The organism is Streptomyces alkaliterrae, from assembly GCF_007097205.2.
GTDB lineage: Bacteria > Actinomycetota > Actinomycetes > Streptomycetales > Streptomycetaceae > Streptomyces > Streptomyces alkaliterrae.
Map to the genome: position 1 here is coordinate 1 of NZ_VJYK02000182.1, position 11,399 is coordinate 11,399.

The 11,399-nt window shown below is 61.3% G+C and carries 11 protein-coding genes and 1 pseudogene; 2 read left to right on the forward strand and 10 right to left on the reverse strand.

What is annotated here, in order from left to right; genetic code table 11:
- The first annotated feature begins 328 nt into the window (after positions 1-328).
- The gene (locus FNX44_RS17150; RefSeq protein ID WP_143649145.1) at positions 329-742 is read left to right on the forward strand and encodes a hypothetical protein; all 414 of its coding nucleotides are present in this window, start codon (positions 329-331) and stop codon (positions 740-742) included.
- A gap of 343 nt (positions 743-1,085) precedes the next feature.
- Here FNX44_RS17150 and FNX44_RS17155 read toward each other — a convergent pair whose 3' ends face one another.
- Positions 1,086-1,235, reverse strand: a complete 150-nt coding sequence (locus tag FNX44_RS17155; protein WP_153507382.1) for a hypothetical protein — start codon at positions 1,233-1,235, stop codon at positions 1,086-1,088.
- 162 nt (positions 1,236-1,397) lie between these two features.
- Between FNX44_RS17155 and FNX44_RS17160 the strand changes: the two are divergent.
- Positions 1,398-1,733: pseudogene (locus tag FNX44_RS17160) on the forward strand (transposase); the annotation flags it as partial.
- 6 nt (positions 1,734-1,739) lie between these two features.
- On the opposite strand, the gene FNX44_RS17165 reads toward FNX44_RS17160, so the two are convergent.
- The 9 genes from FNX44_RS17165 to FNX44_RS17205 all read right to left on the reverse strand — a co-directional run bounded on the left by FNX44_RS17165 (position 1,740) and on the right by FNX44_RS17205 (position 10,887).
- Complete coding sequence (locus FNX44_RS17165) at positions 1,740-2,687, reverse strand: hypothetical protein (RefSeq protein ID WP_143649146.1); 948 nt, start codon at positions 2,685-2,687, stop codon at positions 1,740-1,742.
- Positions 2,688-2,787: 100 nt separating this feature from the next.
- Positions 2,788-4,938 carry a hypothetical protein gene (locus FNX44_RS17170; protein WP_143649147.1) on the reverse strand — a complete coding sequence of 717 codons (2,151 nt, stop codon included), beginning with the start codon at positions 4,936-4,938 and terminating at the stop codon, positions 2,788-2,790.
- Positions 4,939-5,627: 689 nt separating this feature from the next.
- Positions 5,628-5,915: a WXG100 family type VII secretion target gene (locus tag FNX44_RS17175; RefSeq protein ID WP_143649148.1), complete on the reverse strand. Its 288-nt coding sequence runs from the start codon at positions 5,913-5,915 to the stop codon at positions 5,628-5,630.
- Positions 5,916-5,959: 44 nt separating this feature from the next.
- The gene (locus FNX44_RS17180) at positions 5,960-6,319 is read right to left on the reverse strand and encodes a WXG100 family type VII secretion target (protein ID WP_173019215.1); all 360 of its coding nucleotides are present in this window, start codon (positions 6,317-6,319) and stop codon (positions 5,960-5,962) included.
- Between the two features lie 67 nt (positions 6,320-6,386).
- Complete coding sequence (locus tag FNX44_RS17185; protein ID WP_143649150.1) at positions 6,387-7,616, reverse strand: S8 family serine peptidase; 1,230 nt, start codon at positions 7,614-7,616, stop codon at positions 6,387-6,389.
- Positions 7,617-9,110: 1,494 nt separating this feature from the next.
- A complete protein-coding gene (locus tag FNX44_RS17190) occupies positions 9,111-9,572 on the reverse strand; it encodes a DUF2563 family protein (RefSeq protein ID WP_143649151.1) in 462 nt (153 codons plus the stop codon).
- 358 nt (positions 9,573-9,930) lie between these two features.
- Positions 9,931-10,125 (reverse strand): DUF397 domain-containing protein, encoded by a 195-nt coding sequence (locus FNX44_RS17195; RefSeq protein WP_143649152.1) that lies wholly within the window; start codon positions 10,123-10,125, stop codon positions 9,931-9,933.
- Complete coding sequence (locus FNX44_RS28985) at positions 10,082-10,669, reverse strand: DUF5753 domain-containing protein (RefSeq protein ID WP_181356485.1); 588 nt, start codon at positions 10,667-10,669, stop codon at positions 10,082-10,084. Before FNX44_RS28985 ends, FNX44_RS17195 begins: the two co-directional genes overlap by 44 nt.
- Positions 10,666-10,887 carry a helix-turn-helix domain-containing protein gene (locus FNX44_RS17205; protein ID WP_323369407.1) on the reverse strand — a complete coding sequence of 74 codons (222 nt, stop codon included), beginning with the start codon at positions 10,885-10,887 and terminating at the stop codon, positions 10,666-10,668. Before FNX44_RS17205 ends, FNX44_RS28985 begins: the two co-directional genes overlap by 4 nt.
- Positions 10,888-11,399: the final 512 nt, after the last annotated feature.

Here is an 11,399-nt window from a genome sequence, read left to right on the forward strand (position 1 = left end):
GGCCGCGCCCAGTTCGCCACCCGCCGCCGAGGCACCCCCCTCATCCAACTAGCCTGGCACCCCGAACAACACTGACTCCTCCTGCCGCTGCCCCCTCGGGTCAGCCTGAAAGCCATTGATCACCGCAGCACGGGGGACTTCCTTGCTACGGAACCGCATTGGAACAGCACCGGCCACGCTGCTATGCGTGACGGCGTGTGCCAGAACTGGCAGCGCTGAAGGCGGCACGCGCACACCGACTGCCTCTGTCGGGCCATTCACAAAGAAGCACGCACAGACGGCAGTTCTGGCACCATAGGACCGCGGACCCGGCTGGACCGCTGGTCCTATGGCCGCCGAAGGCCCCGACCCATCGCATGAACCCGCCCCTGAATCGGACAAACGTACTTCAGGGGACGCCGACTGCGACCGTCACCTCGCCAAACCCAGCTACAGGACAACGGGCCTCGCGCAGCGCGAGTACGAGGCAGACGACAGCGCGGTGGCAGTAACGTCACTCGCGCAAGGATTCGAGGGCAGAAACGCCGCGCACAGCATGACCTTTGTTCGCCAATTCATAAAGGCACGCCAGGGCCTCGTCACCACCGAAGAAGAGGATACTACCGTCACGTTCTCCAAGCTCAAGACGACCTCGCTCGGCGAAGATTCGACAGCCTACCGCGCGAAGGTCCAGCAAACGGAGAACGGTAAGGAGACGAGCTACATCTTCGACTCCTACCTGACCAGAAAGGGCCGAACATGAGCAGAGTCAGCTTCACTGTCCCCAACGGCGAGAGCGAACTCGCCCAAGAGCAAACCAAAGCGCTGCTGACCGCGGCAGCGCACCGCCTGGAGGTAGTCTCCACGGGGCAGAAGCCATAGCCAGAAGCCAGCGCGGCCTGCTGCACAGATCGAGCAGGCGCGCTCAAGGATTCCCGCGGGTCACGTTCAGCTAAGGGCCGGATCTGACATCAGTCTCCGACTTGCCGGACGGCGGAGGACAGGCAGCTCCACCAGATCACGGAGACACCGGACTGCAGTTTAGCTCCTTACTCACCGCCGCAACAAAGGAGCTGAGCAGCACCTTGGGCGTTTGAAGATACCGGTCACTTGCCACCCTGGAGGAAGTTTTGATTCGTCACTCGTGCGCTCATTACACCTCCCGCTTCTTTGACATGCATCCATTCACCCAGGGTTTCAAACTCACCTACGGTGACCATTCCGACTCCTGAGCCCTTCTTGTAGAGCTCCAGCACCTGGGGGGACGCCGTAGATGGCGTCCCTTGTTGTGGTGTAGCCGATCAAGGTGAGGGAGTGCGCCGGGGGCGTGTGGCGATGGGTTCTCGCTCCCTGCCCGCAAGGTGGGCCATCGTGCAACTCTCCGTAGTGAACGGGCAGTTCAACGCGGGAGGTGCAGGATGGCCCTGTCTCAGCATGACCTACTTCGACTGCTGGAGTCACTACGTTCGGCAGACGGGCTGGAACTCGTCCGTGGGGTGGCCGAGCGGATGCTCCAGGAACTGATCGAGGCCGAGGCCACAGCCCGGATCGGCGCGGAGTGGAACGAGCACACCGAGACACGCACCGCGCTGCGCAACGGCCATCACGACAAGAAGATCAGCACGCAGGCCGGCGACCTGGACCTCGCGATCGCCAAGCTGCGGTCGGGAAGCTTCTTCCCCGCACTGCTGGAGCGGCGCCGCCGCATCGACCAGGCCCTGTACGCCGTCATCACACGAGAGGCCATCTACGGTCAGCCTTTAGGAGTCGTTAGGAGAACAGTCAAGCTCCACTTGAACTGACTCAACGAATGCCTCGAACACGTTCTTTGGAGAACCTACAGTGGCTTCCGCATTCTCGTAAACATCAGCATTAACGGGAGCGACACCCGGATAGTCCATCGAGAGCATGATCTCTCCACTCGAGCACTTAATCACCCTCAGGTATTCATTCCTCGAAGAGGAATCGAGCCTCTTGGCATCCGCCACGAGTTGATTATTCCTAGCGGCGATAAAGTAGACGGATTCGCTTGAATCACCGTTGGATGTGATCGTCAACAAGCAGGCCCACGACTCATATCCATCTGCACTCACAGTCTCCGACATCTCAGTATCAGGATCGAGCCGCCGCAGAGAAAGACCTTTCAGCCCACAAACCTTATCCGTCATCGTTGGCCTACTAAGGGGCTCTCGCGGCAACTCCCCCTTCACGCTCTGAGAAATCTCACTCGCGCAGTTGAACCTGTCCCCCAGATTGGACAGGATATCTACAGTTAGGTCCCGCATCGCGGCGCGACCACGAATGGACGGAGTATCAGAAGAAACAACGAGTTTGACAGGTAGCTCATCCTCTCGATGATCCGTCTGGCACGCCTCAGGGAGCCATACACCAGCTCCATTGGTTCCCACCCATCCAGCTATTTCTCCACCAAAGGGGGTTGTATCTTTGTAAACCGACCGTGCACCCCGCCTTATACGGGCCGAGTATGCCCAGGCCCCCCTTGCTGGACCGACTGTGATGTCAATAGCGGACTGCCCTTCCACGCTCAACAGGCATGTGGCGCCGGCAGGAGACAGCTTTCCCCCCTCGCTCTTAATGTCACGCCCTTCTGCGAAATCCAGCGTCCGGGAATCTTTCAAGAGCCCCCAACACGGCTCACCAGATCCACGTTTCTCAACCATCGAGAACCCATAGAGCATAGTCGCCACGACCAAAAGGAGAAGAGCAGAGCATACACCGACATAAAGCCGCCTAGGCTTTCCACGATCCGCAGTTTTCTCGTTATATATTGCCACGATCTCAGCACCACTATTTCATCGGCAAGAACTTGTATTCTCCCAGCCCATCTCTGTATCCAGAACGGGCTCTAGCATCAATCTCTCGTGCTACATTAGAAGAGTTCCTAGTCTCTTTCTCCGCAACACCGACAGCAGCAGCCTTCTCTGCGATCAAGTCGTGCAATGCACGCCTACCAGCGGAAAAGTGCTCTGCCCTCTCCTTTTTGCCTTGCGATGCAATCTCATCATTGAGTCCTCCAACTAGGCCATTGAGGCCATAATCAAGGATGCGTTGGAAACTGTCGCCAGCGTGAGGAATGATTGTGAGTAGCGCACCGACGCCATGATAAGTTCGAAGTCGGATCAAATCGTTATAAGCTTCCGCATCCTGTGTCTTCTGATTGATTGCTTCTCCTCGCATTCCATCGATTATTCCCAGCATCTGCCCGGCATCTCGAGCGGTCCCCAGCAAGGGAACGGAAGGCTGTCGGTAATCCTTGGCGCTAAAGTTTTCCAACTCGGAAGAGGTCAAAGCGAGCTGGGAGGCATGGAGGCTTAGAAACGCCTCCGGGTCCTTAACTGCATCCTTCATCAAGTAAGAGACATTCTTGGTCAGTGGTGATCGCAATCCGTTCTGCTCCGTAGTAAACGCCTTGTCATTCGGGTTGAGAACCAACTCTCTTACGTCGTGCGGATAGTCGGCCATGGCACGAGCCAGAAAGGGCCGGAGTTGCGGCGGCACGTCTCGATTCTCGGAGCGGGCAAAATCACTGTAGTAGTCGACAATTCTCTCAAATGCCCTGACATTCTCACGAGCGTGCTTTGGCCAGCCCGAAGGGAATTGTGAGCTGTCTGGATCACGTCCCGTGGATGCGGCGATCAATGCAGCGCCGAAGCCAGACCTGCTATCAGAAGCTTCAATTTCCTTCCAGGCGTTTGTTCTGACAACGGTATCGGCTGGGACTTTAGTGACATTCCAGTCGCGATCGTTGAGCGCGGCCAGCTTCTCTTCAGTTAGATAGGACGTCGCCACACTCGGATGCTTCGACATGATACCTAGCATTGCATCTAGTGGATCATGCGCAACGTTGGATTCATCCCCCAGCTTTATGTGAAGCAGCCAGGGGCTCTTTTCCCTCCCCTTCTCCATTGAGAGCATGTCATCCGTTAGATCTTTCAAGAAATCACCGTCGTACCCTTTCGCCTTCGACATGATTGTCGCAAGCACTTGATAGCCCTTAACGTCGTATGACTTCCACCCCTTTTCGTCATGCCAGGAGTACTCCTTCATTCCGTATCGCCGAAAATCCTCTCGCCATTTTCCCCCAAAAGGATCCTCCCGCGAGGCTTTGGCAAGCATTCTGGCGATATTCTTCTCGATATCCGCGTAATCTGCGTTGTTGTGGCCGATGCGCTTTCTGCCAATATCGATATACGTAGCAAGTTTCAGGAAAGCATTCGGACCAACTCTTTCGAGTAGTTCTCGGCTTAGCCGATTCTGCCGCGCTGCGTCGTTGGTGATCGCCTTAAGTTCCTCGCGCTCTGCAGTATCAAGGGCGGTTCCGCCAGCGAGTTTCATAATCAGCTCTTCGCCGCGCTCGAGCTTCGCCGTTTCCACGTTCGCCGATGCCTTGGCATTGAACTTGTCCGGCTCTTCATTACTTGACACCTTCTGGGCTCGTTCAAGTGCCAGACAGATCTCGATATCTGCATTATGAAAGCGTTGAAGAACATCATCAATTCGCCGCTGCCACTTGGCGACACGCGCTGACAGGGCAGCCTGGGATTCGATCTCGCCGTTATCGACCTGGGACTGCCTGTACTCTGCCGCGTTGGCCGTCCGCCGTGATGCGCTCCCTTCTGTGCTCTCTGTGCTCCACACCTTCCCGTCAGCAGAGATATGGAGGTCATCGCGACGAATCTGCTCCTCTGTCTCATCGAGGAGTTTTACCAGCGCTTTCAAACGCGCGGCGCCATCACTGAGGATGACACCGAGTGCCTTGGCCTCAGACTCTGCAGCCGAAAGCTGGTCACTGTTTGCCTGGGCAGCGATCCTTGCCCCCGCCACTGTCTGACCTTCAAATTCTCCATTGTTCAGGGCCCGTCGAACTCTGACATCATGGGATTTTTCCGCCTTGGCGAAGGTTTGCGCTGCAGCTTTCCAGTCTTCGGCAGCTGACACAAGCCTGGCCAGCGTAGTTCCTCGGATGTCCGCGTAGCTTAGAGACACGTTCACTTCTCCATGTCGGCAGGTTTTTCAGTAGTAGCGTTTCAATTAGAGGTCGGCATAAGGTGATTTCTTGGCGGGGCCAGTCTTAGGTGAGGGGTCAACCTTCATGCTTTGCGTAGCGCTACGTTCTGTTTCCTTAAACAGGCCTGCGGATTTTTCGAGCGCTGAACGTGCGTCAGACATATCTCTTCCGAGCCTGCGGTTCTTTCTGTCCCACACTTTCTCGACTTTCTTGAGGGCTCTTGAGATGTTCCATGCGCGAAACTCGCCTGCGGCCCTCGTATTCGCGACTTTGGGCTCGTTCCACGCGCGACGAGCATCGGACTCGACTGCCTTCGCAGCCTGCGCCGCGCGGCGGGCTCCCTCAAATGAGAACTTCAGGTTCGGTCCACCAGGAGCCGAAGGGTACGGCCCCTTTGAAGCGCTGGAAGACGCTCCTGCGAGGTGCGTAATGGCACCTTCGTCGTGTTCGGCACTAGAGCCGCCCCCGCTGCCAGTCGCGATCATCGTAAAAGCTCTCCCCTGTTCGTCAGGACTGTCGGGCTGCCAGCTGTAATCTCGTCAAAGAGTGCACAAGAGGTCGGAGTTCGGAACGTTGCCTTTCCAAACTCCGACCTCACTCTCGAGTGCGTATCGGTCAATTACATACCGAAGCCTCGGGCGGCGCGGTTGTCGGTGGTGCGGTAGTTGGCGTTGGCGGCCTCTACGCGCTTGGCGACGCTTTCGAGGATGTTCTGCATGCTCTGGGCGCGGCGGTCCCACTGGGCCTCGGCGGACTGGAACGCGGTCTGGGCCTCGCCCTCCCAGGTGGCGCTGACCTTCTTGACGTCCAGGCGGAGCTGGTCCAGGTCCTGCTGCAGCTTGCGCGCGACGCCACGGATCTGCGTCGCGACGTTGTCCATACCGGCGTAGTCGACACCGATGCTCATGCTTGTTCTCGCTCTCGTATCAGGATGGGTGGTGGGTGTCGGCTTCAGAGTCCGGCGATGCCCGAGGTGGGGCCCCCGCCGGCGGCGCCCGTGCCGCCGCTCGCACCGCCAATGCCCCGCATGCCGGCGGCGATGTCGGAGTCGTTGGTGCCGTGGGAGCGCTTGGTCTCCTCAATCGCGGCGCGAATACCGCGGAGCACCTTCGCCAGTGCGCGCTGGTCGGCGTTGAGCTGGGTCTGGGAGTGGCGGTACGCGGTGGCGGCCTCGCCGCTCCACGCCGGGCCGAGCGAGGCGACCAGGTTGTCGAGCTGCTTCACGTAGCTGTCGAGCCGTCCGGTCGTGCCGTCGATCTTGGTGATGATCTGCTGGAGTTGCGCGTCATCAAGCTTCACGCCCTTGGCCATGAGTAAATCCCCGTTTCGTGGATGGTGTGGATGGATTCGGATACGCCCCGAGCTGCGGGGCATGGTGCTAGCTGGTACGCCTGCGGCGCATCAGCACGGTTGTCGCCACGGCACCGAGTAGCAGAGCCGCCCCGGCGCCAGCCGCGATGAGTGGTGTGCCGTTGGAACTTTCGGAAGCTGTGGCGCCTGTCTTAGGCGACTTGTCGGCGGCGAGGTCGTCGCCGGCGGCCTTGTCGTCCTGCGCCTCGTCCGGCTCCGGCGCCGGGGACTCCGACGCATTCTGCTTCTCGTAGTACTTGGAGAAGAGGGGGCTCTTGTCGGGGTCGCCGGGGTCGACGTCCTCGCGGGTCAGCGCAACCTTGGGACGGATGACGCCATAGCCGACGTATCGGCTCGGCACCTTGCCGTCAGCCGGCGCTCCGGCTGTTTCGAGCATTACGCGGAGAACCTGGTTGGCAGTCCAGCCCGGGTTCGCCGACCAGATGAGGGCAGCTGTGGCGGAGGCCAGGGCGGAGGCAGCGCTGGTGCCGCCGTCCCTCTCACACCAGCCCTTGTTCTCGATGCAGCGAAGCGCCATCTTGTCGCCCGGCGCAGATAGGGACAGCTCTGGGCCGAAGGTCGAGAACTTCGTCACTTGTCCATGCCTGCCCACCGCACCTACGGCTACTACTCCCGGATATGCAGCGGGGTACAGCACTCTCTTGCCTTCCTCGGCGTCGTTGCCGGAACCCGCGAAGAGAAGAACACCCTTCTTGTTGGCTCTGTCGACTGCTTTCTGCACAGACTCACCATCCGGAAGGGGGCCGCCGAACGACATGTTAATGATCTGCGCACCTTGGTCAACTGCGTAGTCGATCGCTTCTTCGTAATCAGCAAACTTGTCAGCAATCCTGGCAGCCTTAATGACCAGAACCTTCGCCTCAGGCGCAAGTCCCTGTGCTCCGCCGCCGGCCCCTGTCCCTGCGATCAGCGCAGCCATGCTGGTTCCGTGGCCTATGTCATCGGAGTACGGGCTCTCTGAGGAATCCTGGAAGTTCCTTCCTTTCAGGAGCCTACCCCTTAGCTCAGGGATGGAGGCGTCCACTCCAGTGTCGATCACGGCTACAGTCATGCCTTCGCCCTTGCTCACCTGCCATGCCTCATCCATTCTCAGTGCCTGCAAGTACCACTGCAGTTCACGAGGTGAGTCTGCGGCTGATGCTGAGGACGCGCCCGCCACCACACCTAGCAGCGCGAGGAGCAGCGCGACGCACGCAGAGCGACCGACTCTGCGTACAGTTCGTATCAGGCCGAACATCGATCTATGGGCTCCTTGTCACCTAGCCGCATGGTCATTCGTCGATCACCGGCGGCACGACCTTGCGGCCGTTCCTCCATGTCGCCTCGTCCTCTGTCAGGTAGTCGGGTCGCTGGCCCTCTCGGCGCTGTCGCTTCCCGGACGTCGCTGAAGGGGATGCAGGTACGCCCATTGGCCCACTCAGGCCGCGAACCGGTCCACTCGCTCCAGTAGTGGACGAAGTTTTGCGTACGGCATTACCCATGGGCGCGCCGCTGCCTGCGCCCGAAGCGGGTGGCCTAGCACGGCTGTCCACTGTCACCTGGCTAGCGCCTGGTTGACCTGGCATTGTTCCTCGCGTTGGACGTCCCTCTGCGGTAGGTACCCCACCAATCACGGTTCCGCCCACTATGCCCCCGCGGCGAGCGACGCCCTGAGTCGGCCTCGCCGTACCGCCATGGATTCCACTACTGGGAGCGTTGATGGGAGATCCGCTAGAGACTCGCCCGATCGAAGACACCGGGAACTGTCCGGCTGGACGCGGCACGGGCCCGCGCTGGTTGCCTGGCCGTGCAGCCGTGCTGCCAGCAGGGCGCGGATTAGTCGCCGTGCTCGGAACTGGATTCGGTAGCGCCTGAGCAGAGGCAACAGGGCCAGATACACTCGGACCACTGCTGTTGCCGGCCACTTGACTGGGCGCAGTAACGCTAGGGAGCGTCCCCACTGAGTCCAAATCAGTCGCGATCTCACGATCTCCAGGCGAGGACGACCAGTCAGACGACCTGCCGAGTCCTCCTTCTGTCAGTTCCGTACCAGCAGTTCCTTCTGGGCCACTACTTACGCTCCGGCCATCGAAAGAACGGCGTGTGCCGTCGCTCGATGCGTCTTCGAACCGACCGGCTTGCTTATGGTCTGTGTGACTTACGCCTGACGCAGACACCGAGGCGCCTACCGCGCCAGGGATTCCACGCTGTGCCGGGCCCTGAGGCGGACTAATACCGTCGCCGGGATCGATGCCGCTGCGCGGAAGTGGTTTGAAGTTGGGTTTGTCGGCGCTTGCGATTTCGTCGCTGGCGGTGGCGTAGTAGGAGCTGAGGCGGCTGATGACGTAGAGGGCTTCCTCGCGCTCCTTCTGCTTGATCGGGAGTTGCGGGTCGAGCTTCGCGACCGACTCGGGGGTCGGCTTGGGCATGGCGGCCTTGGCGTCGGACAGACCGTTGCTGGCGACGGCCAGGCTGCGTCCGACTTCCTGGGCGTAGGCCGAGAGGCGGATGCCCTCCTCGCAGAAGGAGCGAGCCCAGTTGCGCATCGCCTCGCCGCCCTGGCCCTTCCAGTCGGTGCGCTCGATCATGCGGTAGAGCTCGTCGGCGATCTCCCCGATCTTCTCGCCGGCCTGTTCCATGGCCGTTGAACGGGTCCTGATCGAGTCCGGCTTGCTGCTCGCGACGAGCGCGTGCAGACGCTCGTGGGTCATGCCTTCGTAGCTGTCGGCTGCCATGTCGTTGCCTCCCCCTGTCAGTCGTCGTCGAACGTGACGGTCTTGCCGGTGCCTACGGCAGGCTTGTCCAGTCCCAGCGCGGGCGGGGCGGGAGCGCGGTAGTAGCGCTCGGCGTTGCGCTGGATCTCGGCGAAGCGGGCGCGCTGCTCGGCTTCGACGCCGTTGTAGCCCTTCTGGGCCATCTGGATCGCGATGGCGAGGGCCTCGATCTGCTCGCCGAAGATGCGCGTGAAGCGTTCCAGCTCCGCGCGGGCGCGGTCGTACTGCTTGGCGAGCTGGTCGGCGGCGGCAAGTCCGGGGCCGCTGTAAGCGGCTCGCTCGATGACCTGCGCCCTCAACTTCGCCGCCGAGGCCGCCGAGCCGCGAAGGTCGCGTGTGACCGCGTCAACGCGCTTGCGAAGCGCAGACAGTGCCTCGTCGGAGATCTCAAGATCGCGGCTCCCCCCGGACCCACCTCTCTGCTCACGTGCGAGCGCCATGGCTCGTGTTCCCCCCACTATTGACCATCTTGTTGTAGTGCTCATGCTACCGGTTGCTACTGACACTCTTATGGTCGGTAAGTGGCGTGTCTGACGGCGGAGTTGTCATGTAGTTGAGGCTTCACCGAAGTATCGGTTGCATTCGGACATCCGACCGTGATCGGCGCGAGTGCGGCGCTTTTGGCATGCGGAACCCGTGCCGCTCGGCCGGGCAGGCGAGTGGCACGGGTTCAATGGTGACGGTTCGCTTCGAGGAAGGGGAGGTGGGAGTAACGCAGTTGGGATGAGTACGTGTACTCAGGCGCGTGGGTTGCGGTGGGTGTTACGGCGCGCTTCGACTATCGGCCGGGGAGCGCAGTCAGCGCTTCAGGTGGCTGACGAACGTCGACCATGCGTCGGCAGGCACGACTATGTAAGGCAGGTCGAGACGCTTGCTGTCCCGAATCGGGACTATGTCGACGCGCTCGTAACCGACCTCTACGCACGCTCCGTTGTCGGCTCCGCTGTAGCTACTCTTGCGCCAACCCGAGCGGGGGGAGTCTGTCATTGTCATACTCCTGTAGATATCGAGTGAACAGGTTCGCGGAATCGTCGACGGAGAGCGATGACTCTTTGGCGGCCTCGAACAGCTCCTCGTACTCGACGATCTCACGCGGTGCCTCGATCGCCTCACCTGTGCGGAAGCTCTCGACAAGTGCGAGTGTCCCGCCCGATTCCAGGTCGAGCAGGTTCAGGCTACCGCCCATCATGCCGTGCTCCCCTGCGGTCAGCGGAAGGACCTGAATCCGGACGTGGATGTTGTCCTGGAAGGAAAGCAGCAGGCGGAGTTGGTCGGACATCACCTTCGGTCCGGCGACTGGCCGTAGCAGAGCGGCTTGGTCGATCACGGCTCGGTAGAGAGGCGGGTCGCGTCGGTCCAACCGCCTGGTGCGGCGTTTCAGGCGGGCGGCGACTCGATCCTCAGTCTCGGAGGCTGAGTCGTGCGGCAGGCCGGCTCGCAGGAGCCCTCGGGCGTAGGCCTCCGTCTGGAGGACACCGGGAATCACGCTGCTGGTGAAGACGCGGACGCGGATGGCCTCGCTCTCCCGAGCGATCACGTTGCGGGCGCCGGGCTCGATGAGTCCAGGGCCTCGGCCAGGCCGTCGCCGATGCGCTGGAGCTGGTTCTCGGCGCGGGAGATATAGCTCTGGGGGTAGCCGACGAGTTCGGCGAGGGCTCGTTGGCTGAGGTTCCGCGCTTCGCGGTGCTGTCTGAGACGCCGGGCGATCATGGCGTCGGGGCTCAGCGGAGACCCGTCTGCATGCCGTGCGTCCACGCCCACACCTCCGTAGTCGTGGTGATACCCGATCGATCAGGTATCACGCTAGCCCGTGTCATCGGGCCCTGTCCTACCGATGGTTCACATGTACTCACGTACAGCGACGACAACCGAGGACGGAGAGGGCGCCAGTGACGCGACCCGATGACGCCGGGCTCATGGCCCGGGAAGCCCGCGACCGGCTGCGGGACCTGTTCGATCTGGTGGGGGTGACCGGCACGGTCATGTTGGTGCCTGGTGGCGACGGGCGGCCGCTGGTTGGCCTGCCGAGTGCGGTAGTGCCGGAGGAGGCGGTTGAGCTTGCCGACGTGCTGCTGTGCGGGGTGCTCGCACGGCGGTGTGCGTTCAGGGCGGACGTGCCGTTGTGGAGTCGGCGGCACGACGGGGGCGGGACGGTGGTGCGTTGCCGGTTCGGCCGTCCGCGCCTGTGTGGTGGGCTGGGGGTTCGGTCACGCGCGAGTGGTTGGAGCAGCGGCGGCGGTGTCGGGAGCGGTGGTTCGTGTCTGTGG